Origin of the sequence: Streptomyces sp. NPDC058665, assembly GCF_042714995.1 — a bacterium.
Lineage (GTDB): Bacteria > Actinomycetota > Actinomycetes > Streptomycetales > Streptomycetaceae > Streptomyces.
The window spans coordinates 81,984-101,601 of record NZ_JBHXRX010000029.1; the positions used below are offsets into that span (position 1 = coordinate 81,984).

Here is a 19,618-nt window from a genome sequence, read left to right on the forward strand (position 1 = left end):
GGCCCGGCGCCCACTACAGCGGAGTCGCCGCCTTCAGCACGAAGAAGAGCGTCACCGTCGCGTTCGCCGAGGACAGTGCCGAGCCGACCGTCCCCGCCGTCGCCGCCCAGACCGCCAGCCCCGCCGTGGTGAAGACCGAGGGCCAGGTCATCGCGGTGGGCGCCGGCGCGAGCAGCGCGGCGACCCGGCGCGGCACGGGCCCCGCACCGACGATTCCGGCCAACGTCGGCGTCGGGGCCCCTCGTGAGACGAGCGCCGCCTTGCCGATGGCGCGGGCGACCACTGTGCGACTGCCGGTCGTGCGGGCCGCTTCCTCGTCGGCCCAGCGCTCGGTGGTGTAGGCCACGGCAGCCCGCAGGGGCCGCAGCAGCGGGTTGGCCCGCGCCGCGAGCTGTACGGCGAGCAGGCAACGATGGTGACGACCCGTCAGATGCGCCTCCTCGTGCGCCAGAAGCGCCTTCCGCTCCGACGGGGTCAGGCGGCCCAGCAGCGCGCCGGAGACGACGATCCGCCCCTGAGCGGCCCCCTCGCCCCCTCGACGCCCGTGTCCGGGCAGCGCGTACGCGTACGGCTCCGGGTCCGGCAGGACCACGAGCCGTTGACCTGGCAGCCCTCGCAGCGCCCGCCAGGCCTCCCGCCGTACACGCCGGTGCCGCCGCCCTGTCGCGCCGCACCCCACCGCCACCACGACGAGGGCGACGATCGCCGCCTTGCCGGCCACCTCGTCGTACGGGACGGCCTCCCGCACCTCCGCGTCCGACCAGCCGTCGGGCAGCGGGTTTCCCGGCAGTTGGGCCGTGCCGACGACCACCAGCAGCCCCAGGCACAGCGTGCTGCACACCGCGAGCACCACGGCCAGCGCGCTCAACAGGCGGGTGGCCAGGCGGGGATGGAGATGCTGCTCGGCCAGCCGCGCGACCGGCACCGCCGTGAGCGGCAGCACCAGCGGCAGAAGGACGAAGACGCCCACGGTCAGCCCTCCGCCCCGTCGTCGGCGGTGTGCAGCAGGTCGCGCAGTAACCGCTCGTCGTCGTACGACAGAGCGGTGACGAACCGCGCCAGCACCGCCTCGCGGTCCGACTCCGCGTCCAGCACGCGGCGCATCCGCAGCGCGGCGAGGCCGGCCCCGTCGGAGGCGGCGCGCCACTCGAAGGAACGGCCCGAACGCTCCCTGGTCACCGCGTTCTTGGCCTGGAGACGGGTCAGGATCGTCATCACCGTGGTGTACGCGAGAGCCCCGCCGAGCCGTTCGCGTACCCAGCCGGCGTTCACCGGCCCCGGCGCCTCCCGGAGCGCGGCCAGCACCTGCGACTCCAGCTCTCCCTGCCCCCGGCGCCGACGCTCGTCCGGCCCCTCACGCTCGCTCACACCGTCTCCCGTCAACTTCTACAGTGCTGTAGATTCTGGCGTAGATCGCGGGCCCGTACCAGTACGGGCCCGTTCCGGTGCGAACGTCTGCCGCGCCCGCGCGGCCTGGAGGTTCTGTTGTTCGGCCTTGGTGAGCTGGCGATCATTCTGATCGTCGTGATTCTGGTACTCGGCGCCAAGAGGCTTCCGGATCTGGCCCGTTCGGCGGGCAAGTCGGCCCGGATCCTCAAGAGCGAGGCGCGCGCGATGAAGGAGGAGAACCGGCAGCCGCCGGGTCCCCGTCCGCCGATTCCCCCTCAGTAACGGTCCGTTCCCCGTCAGCGGGGGTCCTTCCGCGTCGGCTCGATGGAGAGGTTCGGCACGATCCGGCGCAGACCCGCGGGCAGGGCCCAGTTGGCCGGACCCATCAGATGCATCAGGGCCGGGACGAGCAGTCCCCGGATGATCAGGGCGTCGACGAGTACGGCGAAGGCCAGCCCGAATCCGAACTCCTGGAGCACATGGTTGTCGCCGATCAGGAACGAGCCGAACACCAGGATCATGATCCCGGCCGCCGCCGCGATGACACGGCCCGTCTTCGCCTGACCGTGCGTCACCGCCCAGTGGTTGGCCTCGACCTCGTCCGCGTGCGTCGAGGCCGCCCGCCGGTGGTGCCACTCCTCCTGCATACGGCTGACCAGATACACCTCGTAGTCCATCGACAGCCCGAAGAGCACCGAGAACAGCAGGACCGGGATGAAGGCGTCGACCGGTCCGGCGACCGGCACGTTGAGCACCGACAGACCCCAGCCCCAGGTGAACACGGCGTTCAGCGCGCCGAGCGCGGCGCCGACGGACAGCAGGTTCATCACCGCCGCCACCAGCGGGATCAGCAGACTCCGGAACACCGCCACCAGGAGCAGGAACGCCAGGATCACGACGACGGCGATGAACAGCGGCAGTTTCTCGCTCAGCACCCGTGAGAAGTCGATGTTCGTCGGTGTCACCCCGCCCACATGGACGGGTGGATGACCGGGTCCCTCCGCCTCGGGCGCCAGGTCGCGAATGGTGCTCACCAGGGTCACGGTCTTCTCCGCGCCCGGACCGGTGCTCGGATAGAGGATCGCGAGCGCGACCTTCCCGTTGGGCGAGAGCGTCGCCGGGGTCACGGTCACCACCCCCGGCGTCTTCGCCGCGGCGGCCAGGAAGGTGTCGAACGCCCTCGCGTCCGCCGGTGAGTTGATCTCGGTCACCAGTTGGAACGGCCCGTTGAAGCCGGGCCCGAACCCCCGGGCCAGGGTGGTGTACGCCTGGTGGGTGGTGGAGTCCGCGGGGTCGTTCGCGGCGCCGGACGACCCGAGGCGCAGCCAGAACAGCGGCAGAGCGACCACGACGACCAGGGCCAGCGCGAGCGCCGCGACCGGAATCCTGCCCCTCTCCACGAACCTCGCCCAGTGCAGCCAGAATCCGGCGGCGTCGTCGGAGACCGGCCCCTTCTCCTCGTGCGCGCGGCGCTCGCGCCGGGAGAGGGTCTTGGGACCGAGGAAGCCGAGCATGGCGGGCAGGAACGTCAGCGAGGTGGCCATCGTCAGGGCGACCGTGAGCGCGGACGCCAGCGACAGCCCGTACAGGAAGTCGATCCCGAGCGCGAACTGCCCGAGCAGCGCGATGCACACGGTGATCCCGGCGAACAGCACCGTCCGCCCCGAGGTGTTGACCGCCCGCACCGCCGCCGCCTCGTACGGCAGCCCGGACTTCACCGCGCTTCGATGGCGGCTGATGATGAACAGGCCGTAGTCGATGCCGACGCCGAGCCCGATCAGTACGGCGAGGTCGCTGGAGACGCTCGGGGTGTCCATGACGTGGGACACCAGGCTGATGAGGGAGGTGCCGATGAACAGCGCGACGCCCGCCGTCACCAGCGGCATCAGCGAGGCGAACAGCGCTCCGCCGAACACGATCAGCAGGATGACCAGCGCGGCGATCGCGCCCACCGCCACCGAAAGGCCGGGGCCCGAGCTCTCCTCGGCGGTGATGGCCTGACCGCCCAGCGAGACATGGACGTTCGGGCCGTCGGCGGTCCTGGCGGTGTTGATCAGCGTCCTGGCGTCCGCCTTCGTGACGTCGGCGGCCCGCATCCTCCAGTTCACGGCGGCGAACGCGATGGTGCCGTCCCTGCTGATCTGCTTCGCGCCCCGCGCGCTGTACGGGCTGACGACCGAGGCGATGCCGGGGATCGCCGCGACCTTCGCGAGCATCGCGGTGACCGGGTTCCGCACCGAGTCCGAGCGGACCGTGGCGCCTCCGGTGGCCTCGACGACGATCTGGTCGCCCTCGCCCGACGCCTGCGGGAAGTTCTCGGCGAGGAGGGTCACGGCCGCCTGCGCGTCGGTGCCCGGCAGGCTCGCGCTCTCGTTGTACCTGCTGCCGAACACCTGGCTGAGCGCGACGGTGCCGACCAGGACCAGCAGCCAGCCGGCCACCACCCAGCGGCGGCGTCGGAAACACCAGTGAGCCAGACGAGACACGATGTTTCTCCGCCGGGATGTCGAGTGGCGCCGGACAGGACCAGTGAAGAACTACTCGACGTGGGAGCCGTCGCGGCGAAACGTCACTCCAACGTGGGCGGGTCAGGAGACATGTTCAGTTCTTGGGACGAGGGGCCAGGTCTTCGGACGGGTCCGCGACGGCCGGCGTTCAGTGCGGTTTTGTCCGGCGGTCGCCGGAGAGGCACACGATCCCCACAGACACGCAAGGTGTCGAGAGCTGGGAGAGATCGTATGAGCAAGTCCATCACTTCCGGTCCGGACCGCCGGTCGCTGCTGCAAGCGGCGATAGCGGTTCCCGCGGTCGGAGCCGCCGCCTCGGTCCTGGGCACGCAGCCGGCGGATGCCACGTCCCGCACGCCCGGTGCCTCCGGACGGGGTCGTTACGACGAGGAGAGCCCGCGCTTCGCGCTCGCGGTGCTGCCGGACACGCAGTACCTCTTCGACGCCGACAGCGCCGACCCGGAGCCCCTGCGGGAGACCTTCGACTACCTCGTGTCGGAGCGCGAGGAGGCGAACATCGCCTTCATGACGCATCTCGGTGACGTGACCGAGCACGGCACTGAGGAGGAGATAACCCTCGCCGCCAAGACCTTCAGGACCATCCACGGCAAGGTGCCGTACAGCGTCCTGGCGGGCAACCACGACATCGACGGGAGCAAGGACGACCAGCGCGGCGACTCCGCCTACCTGAAGGCCTTCGGGCCCGCCCGGTTCAGCGCCATGCCGACCTTCGGCGGCGCGTCCCCCGGCGGCTACAACACGTACCACGTGATCAAGGCGGCCGGCCGGAGCTGGCTGATCTTCGCCCTCGACTGGCGCGCCTCGGACAAGGCCCTGGCCTGGGCCCAGAGCGTCCTCGACAAGCACCCCACCATGCCCGCCGTGGTGACCACCCATGACATCGCCTACGCCGAGGACAACGGCCAGGCGCATCTGTCGGACAACGGCCAACGCCTCTGGGACCGCCTCATCAAGGGCAACGACCAGATCTTCCTCGCGCTGGGCGGGCACTACTGGCCCTCGGGCCGTACGGTCCTCAAGAACGACGCCGGTCACGACGTGCACGTGCACATCACCAACTACCAGGACCGCTACTACGGCGGCGCGGGCATGATCCGCCTCTACGCCTTCGACACCGCGCGCGATGTCGTCGACGTCGAGACCTTCTCGCCGTGGTTCCTGCGCCGCGACCCCGAGAAGCGGACGCCGCTGGAGGCCGAGACGGTCGAACTGACCGGCGACGTCGACCGGTTCAGCCTCGACATCGACTTCGCCGAGCGCTTCAAGGGCTTCGACGGACTCGTCCCGCCGAAGCCGCGCCCGGCCGGCCGCGTGATGCCACGGGGCACCGTGGCGTACTGGCGGTTCGACTCCGACGGTCTCGCCGGTCCCGGCGGACCGGGGTCCACGGTGGGCAAGGGCGTCGTCGCCCGCGACCTCTCCGGCCACGGCAACGACCTGCGGGTACAGCTCCTGCACGACAGCGCGGCGGAGGTGCTCACCCGGTCCGCCGACCACCACACCCACCAGCCGGCCCACGCGAGCCTGCGCTTCGACGGCGGCAAGGGACCCGACCGGGGCGCGGTGCTCACCACGAGCGCCATGGCACCGCTCAACAGCGCCCGGTTCACGTCCGGTTTCACCATCGAGACGTTCATCAAGCTGCCGGACCCCTACGAGGGCGACCACGCCTGGATGGGCATCCTCAGCTGGGAGGGGCGCAACGGCGACGCGGGCAAGACGACGGGCTGGTCGAAGGACGAGCCCACGTGCAGCCTCAACATCACGCCCGAGCGGTTCCTCCAGTTCGTGCTCTACCCGCACGTCCAGGACGCCGACCCCACCTCGTGGAGCCATGCCCTGCCCGTGGGCCGCTGGACGCACATCGCGGTCGTCAACGACGGTCGTGGCACGGTGATGTACGTGGACGGGTCGAAGATCGCCCGTAACCCGACACAGCGGGCCACCGGCATCGCCACGCTGGGCAAGCCGTTCGCGATCGGCGGGACCCAGTTCAACGAGCAGTTCGGCCAGGGCTTCTACGGCTGGATCGGCGACACCCGCATCGTCGACCGCGCCTTGAAGCCGGGCGACTTCCTGCTGCCCGTCAAGTAGGTCCGGCGCCCTGACAGGACCTAGGTTCTGTCAGGGCACCGGCCGGCCGCGGCGTCGGCGTACCGGCGGGCCAACCGCGCGCAGGCTTCCCTGAGTTCGGGCGGCCCGACGACCTCGAAGTCCGCGTCGAACCTGCCGACGCCGGCGGCCAGCCCCGCCCATGACCACGAGCCCGTGACCAGCCGGCAGCGGTCCGGGCCCAACTCCTCGACCAGTCCGTCGCGGAGGTAACGGGAGACCTCCGCGGCGGGCAGATCGAGGATCACCTCGCCCCGGCAGGGCCACCCGGCGGAGCCGTCGGAGCCGTAAATCCCCTGGAATCTGCTGGTCACGAAGGCCGTCACGTCGCCTCCTGGCAGTTCACGCCGGGTGAAACGGGGGCCCGTCGGCGTACGCGGGGAGATCCGGTCCGCCCGGAACGTACGCCAGTCCTCCCGGTCGAGGTCCCACGCGACGAGATACCAGCGCCCGCCCCAGGTGACGAGGTGATGCGGCTGCGTCCGGCGCGGCGGTGGCACGTCGGCGTCACCGGCGTCACCCGTGTCACCCGCTCTCGTGTAGTCGAAGCGCAGTTCCTCGCGCGCGTGGACCGCCGCGCTGAGCGCCATCAACACACCGCTGTCCGCCTGCGGGTTGGCCCGCGCCGCGGGCGGCTCGACGGCCGTGACCTGGAGGGTGTCGATACGGTGGCGCAGCCGCGCGGGCATCACCTGCCGGACGGTGTGCAGCGCGCGTGCCGCGGCCTCCTCGATGCCCGCGCCGGTGGTGGCGGCGATCTGGAGTGCCACGGCCAGGGCGACGGCCTGCTCGTCGTCGAACAGCAACGGGGGCAGCTCCGTCCCGGCGTCGAGCCGGTACCCGCCCTCCGGGCCCTTGCTGGCCACCACCGGGTAGCCGAGTTCGCGCAGCCGGTCGACATCGCGGCGTACGGTGCGCGGGCTGACGTCCAGCCGCTCGGCCAGCAGCGCCCCAGGCCAGTCCCGGCGGGCCTGGAGCAGCGAGAGCATCGACAGCAGACGTGCTGAGGTCTTCGGCATGACGCCGATTGTCGCCCGAGAAGCGGTCACAACCTGTCCTCTTCTCCTGGGAGGGTTGTCCTGTGCCGGAAAGCCGGCACGACAGAACGACCACGACAGGCGACCAGCCTGATGAACCCAGTGGAAGGGCCCGCCCACGATGAACGCCACCTCCTCCTCCCCGGCCGCCGACCCCGAGCGCTCCGACCTGCTCGCCACCCTCGCCACCGTGCGATCCGCCCTCACCGCCACGGTGCGCGGCCTCAGCGACGAGCAGCTCGGCGAGCGCCCGACGGCCGGTGAACTGTCCCTGGGCGGGCTGATCAAGCACGTCGCCTCCACCGAGGAGGCCTGGCTGCGCTTCGTGGTCGACGGCCCGTCGGCGATGAGCTTCGCCCTGCCGGACGGTGTCACCTGGGCCGACTTCGCCGCCGGTACCGCCACGGAGTACCCGCGGTGGGCGATCGACCGGGAGAACGACTTCCGGATGCTGCCCGGCGACACGTCGGCCGGGATCCTCGCCCGTTACGAGAAGGTCGCCGCCCGCACCGAGGAGATCGTCGCCGCCCTCCCCGACCTGTCGGTGACCCACCCCCTGCCGGAGGCGCCCTGGAACGAGCCGGGAGCGGTGCGCAGCGTACGCGCGGTGCTGATGCACGTCATCGCCGAGACCGCGCAGCACGCCGGGCACGCGGACATCGTGCGCGAGTCGATCGACGGGCAGAAGTCGACCTGATGACGGCCGTTCTCGGCACCAGGGCGCTCAACCGCGCCACACTCGCCCGGCAGTTGCTGCTCGACCGCTCCGCACTGCCGGTCCTCGACGCCGTCGCGCACCTCGGCGGACTCCAGGCGCAGGAACCGCAGGAGCCGTACGTCGGACTCTTCTCGCGGCTGCGCGCGTTCCAACCCGGGGCGCTCGCCGACCTGTTGACCGGGCGGCGCGTGGTTCGTACGCATCTCATGCGCCGTACGGTCCATCTCGTCACCGCCGAGGACGCCCTGGCCTGGCGGTCCCGCCACGACGCCATGCTGCGTCAGCGCGTCCTGGGGGTGTACCGCGGTGAACTCGAAGGGACCGACCTCGAAGAGCTCGCGGCGGCGGGCCGGGCGGTGCTGGCGGACGGTGAGCCGCGCTCGATGACCGAGCTGGCGCGGGCGGTCGCCGAGCGCTGGCCGGCGGCCGGGACACGGGCGCTGGGGGAGATGCTGATCACCGCGCTCATCCCGACGGTTCAGCTCCCGCCGCGCGGGCTGTGGCGGACGCGGGCGGGAGTGCGCAGCGTCCCGCTCACCGCCTGGCTGGGCCGGGAGGTCGCACCGCTGTCGTCGGACGGTTCCGATCCGGTGGGCCAGGCGCTGCTGCGGCGCTATCTGGCCGCGTACGGCCCCGCCGCTTCGGCCGACCTGCGCGCCTGGTGCGGGCTCGCCGGACTGCCGGCGGCGGTGGCCGCGCTGCGGGAGGAACTGGTCGCCTTCCGCGACGAGCGCGGGCGGGAACTGCTGGACCTGCCCGGCGCCCCGCGCCCCGACCCGGACACCCCGGCCCCGGTCCGGTACCTGCCGGCGTTCGACAACGCGATCCTCGGCTATCACGACCGCGGCCGGATCATCGACGACGGACACCGCGGTCTGTCGGTCGCCGGCGCACGCGTGGTCCTGCTCGACGGCCGGGTCGCCGCGACATGGACCGTGGAGGCGGGCACCGTGACGGTCACGCCGCTGCGCCGTTTCTCCCGGGCGGACCGCGCGGATGTCGCCGAACAGGGCCGGGAGTTGGCGCTGTTCCTCTCCGACAGGGAGAGTGACGGTGTACGGGTGACCGGGTCGCAGGGCTGAGGGGGCACCCCGGGGGTGGTGCTGGCTGTACCCCGGAGTGGCCCGCTGGCCGGATCGTGGCCGGCGGGCCGTTTTTCTAGGTTGGTGATCACACCGCACGGAGCGGTGACACCATCAACTCCCAAGGAGCCGGCGGACCATGGCGACCAAGACCTTCACCCGGACCACCTCCCGTGTGCTGACCACGACGCTCGTCACCGCGCTCGCCGCGCTGGGTGTGGCGGTGCCGGCGGCGACCGCGGCGCAACAGGCGGACCCGACGCCGGGGTCGTCGGGGGGTTCGTCGGTGAAGGGGGCGCTTCAGCGGCAGGTGGACGCCGTCCAGAAGACCGGGACCGTGGGTGTGCTCGCGCGGTCGACGGGGCCGCGCGGAGTCCAGTACGCGACGGCCGGGGTGGCGGACGCCGAGACGGGCCGGAAGGCGCGGCCGGGTGACAAGTTCCGTATCGCCAGCGCGACGAAGACCTACGTCTCCACCGTCCTGCTCCAACTGGCCGGCGAGGGACGGCTCTCGCTGGACGACACCGTCGAGGACCATCTCCCCGGCCTCGTGTCCGGCAACGGCAACGACGGCAGCGGGATCACCGTACGGCAGCTGCTGAACCACACCAGCGGCCTGTTCAACTACACCGCCGATTTCCCCGCACTGACCGGCATCGCCGCCTACGAGGCCGGCCGCTACACCACCTGGACCGACGAGCAGCTCGTGGGCATCGCAATGCGCCACGCGCCCAACTTCGAGCCCGGCGCCAACTGGTCGTACTCCAACACCAATTACACCCTCGCCGGAATGATCATCAAGCAGGTCACCGGCCACACCTGGCAGCAGGAGGTCACCAAGCGCATCGTGCGCCCCCTGGCCCTGCACAACACCAGTACACCCACCACCTCCTCCCGTATCCCCGGCTCCCATCTGAAGGGCTACTCCGCCTTCGGTGAGTCCGCTCCGGCTATCGACATCACCGAGTTCAACCCGAGCGCGGCCGGCGCGGCGGGCGCGATGATCAGCACCACCGGCGACATGACCACCTTCTACCAGGCGCTCCTGGGCGGCCGGCTGCTGAAGCCCGCCCAGCTGAAGGAGATGAAGACGACCGTACGGGCCACCGAGCTGGACGAGGCCTGGCCGGGCGCCCGTTACGGTCTCGGCCTGATGCGGCTCCCGCTGACCTGCGGCGGCGGCTACTACAGCCACGCCGGAGACCTCCCCGGCTACGCGACCCGCACCGGCGCCACCCCGGACGGCCGCCGCGTCGTGATCCTGGAGGCCACGGGCGACGGCTCGATGCCGGGCTCCATCTACGCGACGAGCGACCTCATCGACAAGCAGCTCTGCGCGGGCCGCACCAAGTAGCCCGCGTAGGACGGCAGTTGGATTGACTGATTGATGCCGGGCGCCGCTGGGCAGTGAGCAGGGGAACTCGTGTCATGTTCACGACTGTCTCTCCCCCCAAGGAGGCACACCATGCACTTCCGTAAGCTGACCGGTGGGCTCGTCGCCGCACTGGCTGTGACGTTTTCCCTGATGGGTGGCCAGGCCACGGCGGCTCCGGCCGCGGCCCAGGACAGAGTCGCCGCCGCGCGGGTGGTCACCTACGACGCGGGCGGTTCCGCGGAGTTCAGGTCCGCGGTCGACCGCGGGGCGGCGATCTGGAACGAGAGCGTCGACGCCGTCGAACTGCGCCCGGTCGCGGCCGGCCAGCGCGCCAACATCCAGGTCCTGGCGGACAACGGCTGGCCCCGCGCCCTCACCACGTCGCTGGGCAACGGAACGGTCTGGATCGGCCGCCAGGCGGTGAACGAGGGCCACGACACGATCCGTATCTCGTCCCATGAACTGGGCCACATCCTGGGCCTCCCGGACCGTAAGCCCGGCCCGTGCACCAGCCTGATGTCCGGCTCCAGCGCGGGCACCTCGTGCAAGAACCCGTACCCGAACGCGGCCGAAAAGGCCGAGGTCGAGGGCTACTTCGGCGGCGCGTTCGCCCGTACGGCGGGCTCGGTACCGCTCAACACGATGATCGTGGACTGATCGCCGGCCCAACGACACCGCCCGACCACGACTGCCCGTACGCCCCGGAGTGCCCGTCGCGCTCCGGGGCGTACGGCGCTACCGTGCGGTGGTGATCAGTGACGGAAAGTCGGCGGCGCGTACGGTCCCGCCCCGCGTCGTGGCCGCGGAACGTATCGCCGCCGAGACGGGGTTCACGAAGAGCTGCCTCCCCGAGGTGGGCCGGCTGCTCAGGCTGGCCGCCGCGTCGAAACCCGACGGGGTCGTCGCGGAGAGCGGCACCGGCTCGGGAGTGGGCACCGCCTGGCTGCACAGCGGCCTCGGCGCGGGCGCGCGCCTGGTCACCGTGGAGCGTGACGAGGAACTGGCCCGGCGGGCATCCGGCGTCTTCGCGGACGACGAGCGCGTCAGCGTGATGACCGGAGACTGGCGGCTGCTTGAGCGGCACGCCCCGTTCGACGTCTTCTTCTGCGACGGCGGCGGCAAGCGCGACGACCCCGGGAGAGTCGTCGAGTTGCTCGCCCCCGGTGGCCTGCTGATCCTGGACGACTTCACCCCATCGCCCCACTGGCCGCCCCGCTTCGAGGGCCGGGTGGACGAGCTCCGCGTCTTCTATCTGACGCATCCGGCGCTGGAAGCCACCGAAGTACTGACCACGCCCGCGAGTTCGGCGGTCGTCGCGGCCCGCCGTCTCCCCTGAGCGCCCCGGACCGGACCGTTACGGCCGGCGGGCCAGCCCCAGTTCGCCCGCCCGCAGCCCGGCCTGGAAGCGGGAGCCCGCCTCCAGCCCGGCCATCAGGTCGGCCACGCGCCGGCGGTACGTACGCAGGGAGACCCCCAGCCGCCTGGCCGACGATTCGTCGGTGAGCCCCGAGGCGAGCGCGTCGAGGATCACCCGGCCCTCGGCGTCGAGGTGCGGCACATCGCCGCGCAGATAGCTGTCGAGATCGACGGCGGTGTCCCAGATCGCCCGGAACATCGAGTGGACACCCTCGACCAGGGTCTCCGACGTCGTCACCGTGTACTCGCGGCCGGTGGGCGACGCGGGGGTCTCCCGGCCGGCGAGGATCATCACCCGCCGGTCGATGAGGATCGTCTCGTGCGGAAGCAGCGAGCCGCTGATCCGTACGAGGGCGCCCTGGCTCCGTACCTCCCGAAGATGCGCCCTGGCCCCTTCGTCGGCCAGCGCGACCGGGCTGAGCAGCTTGCGGACCGTGAGGCGGCCGGGGGAGCCGGAGGCGCCCATCCGCCTCGCGATCCCCGCTCTCGCCTCCGGCTGCGACCAGGTGTCGAGGTCCCGCGCGGCGCACACGAACTCGGTCTGCGCGGATTCGAAGAGATGACCGGCACGAGCGACGAGCTCGGCGTCTCCCTGTACTGAAAACACTTGTTCGTTCCGCATTCCACCAGTCTGGCAGCAAGCTGCCACGGACTCGCCGGGCTCCGTGGCCGGCGGCACGATGAAGCCATGACGATCAAGACTTTCTCCCTGGGCGGGGACCTGACCATCAACCGGCTCGGCTTCGGCGCGATGCGCCTGGCCAGGGGCACCTTCGGGGGCCCGATGCGGGACACGGCGACGGGTGTCACCGTGCTCCGGCGGGCCGTCGAGCTGGGCGTGAACCACATCGACACCGCCGGCTTCTACGGCGGCCAGGACGTGTGGGCCAATGACATGATCCGTACGGCGCTGACGCCGTACCCCGACGACCTGGTGATCGCGACGAAGGTCGGCCCGCTGCTCGGGCCGAGCGGTGTGCCGACCGAGCAGGCGACGCCCGGTCGGCTGCGCGGGCTGGTCGAGGGGGATCTGCGCGCTCTCGGTCTCGACCGGCTCGACCTGGTCTATCTGCGGGTGGGCGCGACGCACGGACCGGGTGGCGAGTCGATCGCCGAACGGTTCGCGGTACTGGCCGAGCTCCGTGAGGAGGGGCTGATCCGACATCTGGGCGTCAGCAACGTCGATGCCGCCCAGCTCGCGGAGGCGAGGGCCGTCGCACCCGTCACGGCGGTGCAGAACGAGTATCTGGACGATCTGGCGCTGCTCGCGGAGTGCGAGGAGGCGGGCATCGCGTACGTGCCGTACTTCCCGCTCGGCGGTGGGCACAACCCGCTCGACACCACGCGCCTGGACAAAGTCGCCGCCCGCATCGGCGCGACCACCCCGCAGGTGGCGCTCGCCGCCCTGCTGGCGGCCTCGCCGACGGTGCTGGCGATCCCGGGGACGGGCAATGTCGATCACCTGGAGGAGAACCTCGGGGCGGACGGTCTCACGCTCGGCGAGGGGGACTTGGCCGAGCTGCGGGGCTGACGGCGGGCCTGATCGCGAGGCCGACGGGCGCCACCCCCCGACGGATGTCGAGGGGCGGTCACCCGGCACCGTTACGTCGGGATGGGCTTGATCTTGCTGCAGTTCTTCCAGTCGACCCACGGGCGGGCGCCGCCGCTCTTGGGGCCGGTGGCGTACTCGGGATTGCCGGTGATCGTCTGCGACTTCTCCTCGTGCGTGATGTCGATCCCGAAGAGCTTGAACCCCAGGGTGAACTGCCCTGCGGAGATGCCGAATCCGATGCCCAGCGAGGCGTTCCACCAGTCGGTGTTGGCGTTGTAGTCGAGGCGGCTGAGCTTCGCCTTGTCGTGCAGGAGCCGTTCGAGCGGGCTCGCGTCGGGACCGGGCACCTTGGCCGAGTCCGTGGGCGAGGGCAGCGGGTTCTTCGCCGGGTCGCCGTTTCCGCGCAGCCAGTCCTCGACGACGGTGCTGTCGGCGTCGTTGTCGAGGATGAGCTCCGAAGTCTCGGTGTGGATACGCGAGTTGGTGGATCCGCCGCCGCCACCGACATCGATGGTCACGGGACCGGCGTTGGCGCCTGCCTCGACCTTGACGCCGCCGCCCTCTCCGGCCTCCTGGCTGGTGGTGACCACCAGCTTCTCGGGGCGGTGCGACTTGCCGTCCGCCTCCTCCTGGTCGTACGTCGCCGCGTCGTAGGTGACCGCCACCTGCTGCATCCGCTCGCCGGTGGCGATCCCGCCCGCGCCGGCCGCGCCCTTGACGCTGAAGGTGTAGACGAAGGTGATCTTTCCGGCGTTCGGTCCGCTGTGCGACCGCATGACGACGACGTCCTCGGTCATCGTGCCGTTGGCCAGTTCGCCGGATATCTTGCCGAGATCCTTGGAGTCCTTGCCGCTCTTGCCGTTGCTCTTGAACTTTCCGCCGAAGTTCGCGTTGCCCGACGCCTCGATGGAGGTCTTGGTGATGTCGACGTCCGGTGCCTTCTCCGGCGGCAGGTCGGGCTTCTTCTTGTTCGCGTGGTAGCCGCAGATCGCGCCCAGTTCGGAGGAACGGGGGCCGGCGGGCCTGCTGTTGCACTCGTCCTGGGCCTTGAGGTACTCGGTGAACTGCTTGGCGTCCTCAAGGTTGAGCTCAAGGTCCTTCTGGGTGTCGCCGGTCTTGTTGCCGGAGAAGAGCCACTGTCCGCCGCTGCCGCTGCCCGCGAGATAGGTGCCGCTCAGTTTGGCGCTGCCGCCCCAGTCCTCAAGGCCCTTAATGCCCGCGGAGATGCTGGCCGTGACACCGCCGCCGGTCTCGGTGATCCGCTCCAGGGTGACGGTGCCGTCGGACCACTGCTGGAGCTTGACCGTCTCCGAACTGCTGATCTTGATGAAGAAGATCTGGACGACGACGGTGGTCTTCGTCTGGTCCTGGGCCAGCAGACACCTCGTGGGCTCGAACGGGTCGCCGTTCGGGACGAATTCGTCCCCGCCGCCGCCCCCGCCCTCGCCCCCGCCCTCACCGCCGTCCGCGAAGTCGCCGGTGGCGCACGCCTTGGCGTCGCTGAGCGGGTGGATGACCCGGCACACCGCGCTCTTCAGCCCGGTCCCGGTCTCGGCGGGCACACTGAGCCCGACGATCGCGGCGACGATCGCGGCCACGACTCCGAACACCGCGGCGTACTCGGCGCCGCTCTGCCCTCTGTCACGGTGCCGCGGATCTCGCCATCTGTGTGTGTGCGTGCGCGACTGCCACCACTGGAACCTGCGGCCCTTCTTCATCTGTTCTCCCACCTCGCGCTGTCGTCTCCGCCCCCGAGCGCGAGCAGCGTAAGGACTGGTCAGGGCCCATTCGGCAGGGTCCATGGACCCACCGGTGGCTCCTTCAGGGCCGATCCGGGAGGTGTTCATCTTCTGGTTGACCGGCAACACCTTTGACGACGCCCGCAGTTACCGAACCGGGCATTCCGCCGCCTCGGACGGCGACGCCGGGGTGCCGTTCGAGGCACGGTCGCGGGTTGATCGCGCGTTGATCGCGGGTCGGTCCTGTCCGGCGGTCAGTTGAGGGTCCGGGCGGGCCCAAAGGGCCCTACGGGACCGACGGGCCCCCGACGTCGTAGCGCCGGCGGCCCGCCCGTAAGACCACATGACTCTGCCCCCGCACATGACTCTGCCCCGACCGCCGGTCGTTCGGGCGGTCGGGGCAGAGGGTGGGGGGCACTGTGGTCCGGAAAACGAGAGAGGGGCAGGGTCGTCACCACCCTGGCCGGGGATGGTGCCGCGCCTGCCCTGTCTCGCCTACTCGGTGGGGGTCGGCCGAGGATCAGCCACCCAGGATCTCGGCGACCTTGTCCGACAGACCGCCGGCGATCTCGTCCGCGACACCGGAGCCGACGATCGCGGCGATGATCAGGGCCACCAGGACGATGACGCCGACGTACTCGACCGCGCCCTGGCCCTTGTCGCTGCGACGCTTCATCGCGGAGACGGCGGTGTTCGCCCAGGTGCCGACGTAGAGCTTGGCGTTGGTGGCGGCCTTCAGCGTGACGTTCGACATGTGATTCCCCTTGTGTGTCGGCCGGCCGTCTTCCGGCCGACTCGTACGAGTCTTTGGTGTCCCCAGCGCTTCCGACTTCCTCCTGGCCGGTCTCGCTGGCGACATGAGAAACATACGGCGGCACACCCTCCCGGGCATGGGCCCCAAGGCCCAGCTCCGGGCCCAACCCGCGACTTGGGCCCGTCGGTTCTCCGTCGTTCAGGTGCGCGTCAGGTGCGTGGGGTCAGATGCGCGAGCGTCGTGATGATGCGGTCGGCGATGTCGTCAGGCCAGGGGAACGCCTGCGAGACCGCGCGTTGGTGTGCGAGTCCGTGCAGGCCCAGCCAGAGCGCCACAGCGTCGCTGGACACGTCGGTGCTGGTGGCTTCTCCTGCGGCGACACAGTCTCCGAACAGGTCGACCATCAACTGCATGGTGTCCGAGCCGAGCGTCGCCAGATCGTCGTGGGTCAGGGAGCTGTCCCCGAGAGTCGGCTGCCAGAGGCCGCCGAACATGGTGCGGTAGCGCCCGGGATGAAGCCGCGCGAAGTCGAGATAGGCGTCGCAGGCGGCGTAGAGCCGTTCGCGCGGATCGTCGCCGACCGCTTCCACGGCGGCCAGCAGATTTCTGTGCAGGTCGGCGAACTCCCCTCGCACGACGGCCAGCATGATGGCCGGCTGGTCGGGGAAGTGCGGGTAGATCGACGGGGCGGCGATGCCGACGCGGCGGGCGACCGAGCGCAGCGTGATCGCGCGTTCGTCGCCGGACTCGTCGAGCAGTTCCACCGCGGCGGCCACGATGTCCTCGCGCAGGCGCCCGCCCTCGCCGCGGCGGTTGCGCGCGCGGGCGGGTTTCGGTGGAGCGGACTCCTCCGCCGGTGTATCCGCTTCCGCTGTCGTCTTCTTCACCCTGTCACCTTACATCGCGAAGCTTATCGTCGGATTCTCTTGCGGGCTCAAGTTAACGCTTGTAGTGTTACGACCGTAAGCAAACGAGCGAAGCCCTGAGGAGCCCCCCATGACCAGCACCGTCACCACCGACGTCACCGAGATCGTCCTGCCCGGCAAGGTCGAGCCGAGCGGTCTGAAGGTCCACAGCCGTGAGCTGCCGCCCCCCGCCGCCGGTCAGGTCGTCCTGCGGATGGACGCGACCGGCGTCTCCTTCGCCGAGCAGCAGATGCGCCGCGGCAAGTACTACGACCAGCCGGCCTTCCCCTTCGTACCGGGCTACGACGTGGTCGGTACGGTCACGGCGACCGGCCCTGGCGTCGACACCGCCCTGCCCGGACGCCGCTTCGCCGCCGTCACCAAGACCGGCGCATGGGCCAGCCATCTGCTGCTCGACGCCGATGACCTGCTCCCGGTACCCGACGACGTGGACGCCGTCGCCGCCGAGACCGTGGTCGTCAACGGGATCACCGCCTGGCAGATGCTGCACCGGATGGCCAAGGTCCGCTCCGGCGGCACGATCGTGGTGCTGGGCGCCAACGGCGGCGTCGGCTCCACGCTCGTACAGCTCGCCCGCCACGCCGGGATCACGGTGATCGGTACGGCGTCGGCCCGCCACCAGGAGGCGGTACGTGAGCTGGGAGCCACCCCGGTCGACTACCGCGACCCCGACCTGTACGGCCGGATCGCCGAGCTCGCCCCGGGCGGCGTGGACGCGGTGTTCGACCACGTCGGCGGCGCCGGACTGGTGCGGTCGTGGCGGCTGCTGCGCAAGGGCGGGACGCTGGTCTCGTACGGCAGCGCGGCGACGAAGGACGACGAGGGCAACTCGCAGCTGCCCGTACTGAAGGTCTTCGCGCGGCTCCTCGCCTGGAACTACCTGCCCAACGGCAAGAGCGCGCACTTCTACAACTTCTGGGCTGGCCGGCGTCGCCCGGCGACCTTCCGTGCCCGGCTGCGCGAGGACCTCACCCAGGTGCTGCGGCTGGTCTCGGAGGGCGTCCTCACCCCGCAGATCGCCGCGCGGATCCCGCTGAGCGAGGTCGCGTCCGCGCTGTCGCTCGCCGAGTCCCACACCGTCGCGGGCAAGGTCATCCTCGTCCCGGATGCGTGACGCCATCGGCGCCGTCGACTCCACCGGCGCGGATCCACTCGCGGAACCCGCGGACGCACTCGCTGAGCCGAAGGCGCGGACGCACTCGCGGAACCGCCGAGGACAGGGCGGCAACCTCCGTACGGACATCCTGGCCGCCGCGACCGAGTTGCTCGACCGCGGCGACCAACGGGCCGTCACGCTGAGGGCCGTGGCCCGGCGGGCCGGGATCACCGCCCCGTCGATCTATCCGCACTTCCCCGACCGGTCGGCCATCGTGCTCGCGATCGTCCGCGAAGCCTTCGCCGAACTGTCCGGCCGGCTCCGGTCAGCGGTGGCGCGTGCGGGGGACGATCCTCGCGACCGGCTCTACGCCGCCTGCCTCGCGTATCTCGACTTCGCCGCGGCCCATCCCGAGCGCTATCGCGCGATGTCCGGTGAACTCCCGGCCACCGACGACCCCGCCACTCTGGGCGGGCCGGCGCTGCGCGTCCTCGCCGACACCCTCGCCGAGTGCGTCACCGCCGGGCACTCCACCAGCACCGATCCCCGCGCCGACGCGCTCGCGCTCTGGCTCGGCCTGCACGGACTCGCCCACCAACTCAGCATCGCCCACGCCTTCCCGTGGCCCGCCGATCTCGTACGGCCCTTCGTGGCCTCGCTGTCACGCATCGGGCGGCTGGGAAGCGGGCCGCTTGCGTAGGTCCTGTCCGGTGGACAGGACAGAAACCCACCGCATCCCACCGCACCCCACCGCACTTCGACTCCGGAGGTCTCCACCATGTCCATTGCCACTGCCGTCGCACCGTCCACGCCCAAGTCCCCGGCAGGCGCGCCCCGTACGGGCGAGGTCGACAACCGTGCGACATACGTCAGCTTCGGACTCGCCTACGTACTGGGCCACGGCGCCGCGGCCGTCTCCGGTGGCAGCGACCCCCTGCTCGCCCTGCCCGGCTGGCTGCCCATGACGCTCCTCGGAATCGGGCTCGCGGCCGGCACCGTCAACGCGACCCTCGCCGCCGCCCGCGCCCAACGCGCCGCGACCGGGCCCGACATACTCTCCGGCAAGCTGCTCGGCGCGTCCTGGGTGGTCGCGTTCGCCGCGCTGTTCCTCGCCATCACCGGGCTGACGAACAGCCTCGACCTGCCCGACCTGCAATCGGTGCTCTGGCCCACCGGCTCCGGTCTCGTCGTCGGCCTCCTCTATCTGGCCGAAGGCGCCGTACGCCGCAACACGCTCCACTACACCCTCGGTGTCTGGCTGGCCCTGACCTCGACGGCTGCGCTCTTCCTCGGCACCCCCGGCCTCTACTGGGTCCTCACCCTCGCGGGCGGCGGCGCGTACGTGGTCGCGGCGGTCCTCGAAGACCGCCGGCTCGCCGCGTACCGCCCCCGATGACCTTCCGCGGCTGTTCATCCGGACGCCGTTCCGTGCTCGCGCGCGGGTGGGACGATCCTGCCTCCCACTGTCCCGCAACGGAGAAACAATGCCCCCGAAGAGAACCTGCGCCGCGCTCGTAGCCGTGGCGGTCGCCGCCGGTCTGCTGGCCGGGACGGGCGCGGCGAGCGCACACCAGGATTCGCGGCGGCCGGTCGCCTTCGACCGCACCGCCACCTACCCGGTCTTCCAGAACCGGCCCGACGCGGCCCGCCAACCGGCGGTCGTCGCACGGTCGTTGACGGTCAAGGGGACGGACGGCCGACCGACCGGTTACGACGCGGAGGGCATCCACGCCCGTAAGCAGGGCGGCTTCTGGCTCGCGGTGGAGGGCACGACAGGCGCGGGCAACAAGCTGGTCCGGCTCGACAGCGCGGGCAACACCCGCCAGGTCGTCCCGCTGCCGGCGGATGTCGCGGCGGGGTTGGCGGGACAGGGCTTCGAGGGCGTCACGGCGAC

At 71.1% G+C, this 19,618-nt stretch carries 20 protein-coding genes; 12 read left to right on the plus strand and 8 right to left on the minus strand.

The annotated features are described in order from the left end of the window. Positions 1-13 precede the first annotated feature (13 nt). On the minus strand, positions 14-970 hold the full coding sequence (locus ACFWV8_RS20570) for a M56 family metallopeptidase (RefSeq protein WP_384203947.1): 957 nt from the start codon (positions 968-970) through the stop codon (positions 14-16). Positions 971-972: 2 nt separating this feature from the next. Beyond that, positions 973-1,368 (minus strand): BlaI/MecI/CopY family transcriptional regulator, encoded by a 396-nt coding sequence (locus ACFWV8_RS20575; protein WP_329384423.1) that lies wholly within the window; start codon positions 1,366-1,368, stop codon positions 973-975. Positions 1,369-1,485: 117 nt separating this feature from the next. Between ACFWV8_RS20575 and ACFWV8_RS20580 the strand changes: the two genes are divergently transcribed. Further along, entirely contained in the window at positions 1,486-1,671 is a 186-nt protein-coding gene (locus ACFWV8_RS20580; RefSeq protein ID WP_384203950.1) for a twin-arginine translocase TatA/TatE family subunit, read from the plus strand. Between the two features lie 14 nt (positions 1,672-1,685). Here ACFWV8_RS20580 and ACFWV8_RS20585 read toward each other — a convergent pair whose 3' ends face one another. Further along, positions 1,686-3,875, minus strand: a complete 2,190-nt coding sequence (locus ACFWV8_RS20585) for an MMPL family transporter (protein ID WP_384203952.1) — start codon at positions 3,873-3,875, stop codon at positions 1,686-1,688. 252 nt (positions 3,876-4,127) lie between these two features. Here ACFWV8_RS20585 and ACFWV8_RS20590 point away from each other — a divergent pair, with 252 nt between their 5' ends. Continuing rightward, positions 4,128-6,011: a LamG-like jellyroll fold domain-containing protein gene (locus ACFWV8_RS20590; RefSeq protein ID WP_384203955.1), complete on the plus strand. Its 1,884-nt coding sequence runs from the start codon at positions 4,128-4,130 to the stop codon at positions 6,009-6,011. 20 nt (positions 6,012-6,031) lie between these two features. Here ACFWV8_RS20590 and ACFWV8_RS20595 read toward each other — a convergent pair whose 3' ends face one another. Further along, a complete protein-coding gene (locus ACFWV8_RS20595) occupies positions 6,032-7,048 on the minus strand; it encodes a helix-turn-helix transcriptional regulator (protein WP_384203959.1) in 1,017 nt (338 codons plus the stop codon). Between the two features lie 139 nt (positions 7,049-7,187). Between ACFWV8_RS20595 and ACFWV8_RS20600 the strand changes: the two genes are divergently transcribed. The 5 genes from ACFWV8_RS20600 to ACFWV8_RS20620 all read left to right on the plus strand — a co-directional run bounded on the left by ACFWV8_RS20600 (position 7,188) and on the right by ACFWV8_RS20620 (position 11,577). After that, a complete protein-coding gene (locus ACFWV8_RS20600; RefSeq protein ID WP_384203962.1) occupies positions 7,188-7,763 on the plus strand; it encodes a DinB family protein in 576 nt (191 codons plus the stop codon). Continuing rightward, on the plus strand, positions 7,763-8,866 hold the full coding sequence (locus ACFWV8_RS20605; protein WP_384203965.1) for a winged helix DNA-binding domain-containing protein: 1,104 nt from the start codon (positions 7,763-7,765) through the stop codon (positions 8,864-8,866). Before ACFWV8_RS20600 ends, ACFWV8_RS20605 begins: the two co-directional genes overlap by 1 nt. Before the next feature lie 139 nt (positions 8,867-9,005). Beyond that, a complete protein-coding gene (locus ACFWV8_RS20610; RefSeq protein WP_384203968.1) occupies positions 9,006-10,220 on the plus strand; it encodes a serine hydrolase domain-containing protein in 1,215 nt (404 codons plus the stop codon). A gap of 111 nt (positions 10,221-10,331) precedes the next feature. After that, positions 10,332-10,898 carry a snapalysin family zinc-dependent metalloprotease gene (locus ACFWV8_RS20615; protein WP_384203971.1) on the plus strand — a complete coding sequence of 189 codons (567 nt, stop codon included), beginning with the start codon at positions 10,332-10,334 and terminating at the stop codon, positions 10,896-10,898. A 91-nt stretch (positions 10,899-10,989) separates the two neighbouring features. Beyond that, positions 10,990-11,577 (plus strand): O-methyltransferase, encoded by a 588-nt coding sequence (locus ACFWV8_RS20620; RefSeq protein ID WP_384203974.1) that lies wholly within the window; start codon positions 10,990-10,992, stop codon positions 11,575-11,577. 18 nt (positions 11,578-11,595) lie between these two features. Here ACFWV8_RS20620 and ACFWV8_RS20625 read toward each other — a convergent pair whose 3' ends face one another. Continuing rightward, positions 11,596-12,279, minus strand: coding sequence for a DNA-binding response regulator (locus tag ACFWV8_RS20625; protein ID WP_384203977.1), 684 nt, complete (start codon positions 12,277-12,279; stop codon positions 11,596-11,598). A 66-nt stretch (positions 12,280-12,345) separates the two neighbouring features. On the opposite strand from ACFWV8_RS20625, the gene ACFWV8_RS20630 reads away from it, so the two are divergent. Then, positions 12,346-13,188, plus strand: coding sequence for an oxidoreductase (locus ACFWV8_RS20630; protein WP_384203980.1), 843 nt, complete (start codon positions 12,346-12,348; stop codon positions 13,186-13,188). Positions 13,189-13,259: 71 nt separating this feature from the next. Here ACFWV8_RS20630 and ACFWV8_RS20635 read toward each other — a convergent pair whose 3' ends face one another. From ACFWV8_RS20635 to ACFWV8_RS20645, 3 genes are all read right to left on the minus strand, one after another. After that, positions 13,260-14,927 carry a hypothetical protein gene (locus ACFWV8_RS20635; RefSeq protein WP_384203983.1) on the minus strand — a complete coding sequence of 556 codons (1,668 nt, stop codon included), beginning with the start codon at positions 14,925-14,927 and terminating at the stop codon, positions 13,260-13,262. A 541-nt stretch (positions 14,928-15,468) separates the two neighbouring features. Continuing rightward, a complete protein-coding gene (locus ACFWV8_RS20640) occupies positions 15,469-15,702 on the minus strand; it encodes a hypothetical protein (RefSeq protein ID WP_384203985.1) in 234 nt (77 codons plus the stop codon). 209 nt (positions 15,703-15,911) lie between these two features. Then, positions 15,912-16,589: a TetR/AcrR family transcriptional regulator gene (locus ACFWV8_RS20645; protein ID WP_384203988.1), complete on the minus strand. Its 678-nt coding sequence runs from the start codon at positions 16,587-16,589 to the stop codon at positions 15,912-15,914. Between the two features lie 109 nt (positions 16,590-16,698). Here ACFWV8_RS20645 and ACFWV8_RS20650 point away from each other — a divergent pair, with 109 nt between their 5' ends. From ACFWV8_RS20650 to ACFWV8_RS20665, 4 genes are all read left to right on the plus strand, one after another. Further along, the gene (locus ACFWV8_RS20650; RefSeq protein ID WP_384203991.1) at positions 16,699-17,742 is read left to right on the plus strand and encodes a medium chain dehydrogenase/reductase family protein; all 1,044 of its coding nucleotides are present in this window, start codon (positions 16,699-16,701) and stop codon (positions 17,740-17,742) included. Then, the gene (locus ACFWV8_RS20655) at positions 17,735-18,424 is read left to right on the plus strand and encodes a TetR/AcrR family transcriptional regulator (RefSeq protein WP_384203994.1); all 690 of its coding nucleotides are present in this window, start codon (positions 17,735-17,737) and stop codon (positions 18,422-18,424) included. The genes ACFWV8_RS20650 and ACFWV8_RS20655 overlap by 8 nt, the downstream gene beginning before the upstream one ends. Before the next feature lie 78 nt (positions 18,425-18,502). Further along, positions 18,503-19,120 carry an ABC transporter permease gene (locus ACFWV8_RS20660; protein WP_384203997.1) on the plus strand — a complete coding sequence of 206 codons (618 nt, stop codon included), beginning with the start codon at positions 18,503-18,505 and terminating at the stop codon, positions 19,118-19,120. 88 nt (positions 19,121-19,208) lie between these two features. After that, on the plus strand, positions 19,209-19,618 hold a 410-nt coding region (locus tag ACFWV8_RS20665), incomplete at its 3' end, for an esterase-like activity of phytase family protein (protein WP_384203999.1).

Coding starts and splice junctions, on each gene's coding strand:
- ACFWV8_RS20635 (WP_384203983.1), bottom strand. CDS start 14,927: ATGAAGAAGGGCCGCAGGTTCCAGTGGTGGCAGTCGCGCACGCACACA.
- ACFWV8_RS20630 (WP_384203980.1), top strand. CDS start 12,346: ATGACGATCAAGACTTTCTCCCTGGGCGGGGACCTGACCATCAACCGG.
- ACFWV8_RS20625 (WP_384203977.1), bottom strand. CDS start 12,279: ATGCGGAACGAACAAGTGTTTTCAGTACAGGGAGACGCCGAGCTCGTC.
- ACFWV8_RS20640 (WP_384203985.1), bottom strand. CDS start 15,702: ATGTCGAACGTCACGCTGAAGGCCGCCACCAACGCCAAGCTCTACGTC.
- ACFWV8_RS20655 (WP_384203994.1), top strand. CDS start 17,735: ATGCGTGACGCCATCGGCGCCGTCGACTCCACCGGCGCGGATCCACTC.
- ACFWV8_RS20600 (WP_384203962.1), top strand. CDS start 7,188: ATGAACGCCACCTCCTCCTCCCCGGCCGCCGACCCCGAGCGCTCCGAC.
- ACFWV8_RS20595 (WP_384203959.1), bottom strand. CDS start 7,048: ATGCCGAAGACCTCAGCACGTCTGCTGTCGATGCTCTCGCTGCTCCAG.
- ACFWV8_RS20615 (WP_384203971.1), top strand. CDS start 10,332: ATGCACTTCCGTAAGCTGACCGGTGGGCTCGTCGCCGCACTGGCTGTG.
- ACFWV8_RS20610 (WP_384203968.1), top strand. CDS start 9,006: ATGGCGACCAAGACCTTCACCCGGACCACCTCCCGTGTGCTGACCACG.
- ACFWV8_RS20590 (WP_384203955.1), top strand. CDS start 4,128: ATGAGCAAGTCCATCACTTCCGGTCCGGACCGCCGGTCGCTGCTGCAA.
- ACFWV8_RS20660 (WP_384203997.1), top strand. CDS start 18,503: ATGTCCATTGCCACTGCCGTCGCACCGTCCACGCCCAAGTCCCCGGCA.
- ACFWV8_RS20605 (WP_384203965.1), top strand. CDS start 7,763: ATGACGGCCGTTCTCGGCACCAGGGCGCTCAACCGCGCCACACTCGCC.
- ACFWV8_RS20650 (WP_384203991.1), top strand. CDS start 16,699: ATGACCAGCACCGTCACCACCGACGTCACCGAGATCGTCCTGCCCGGC.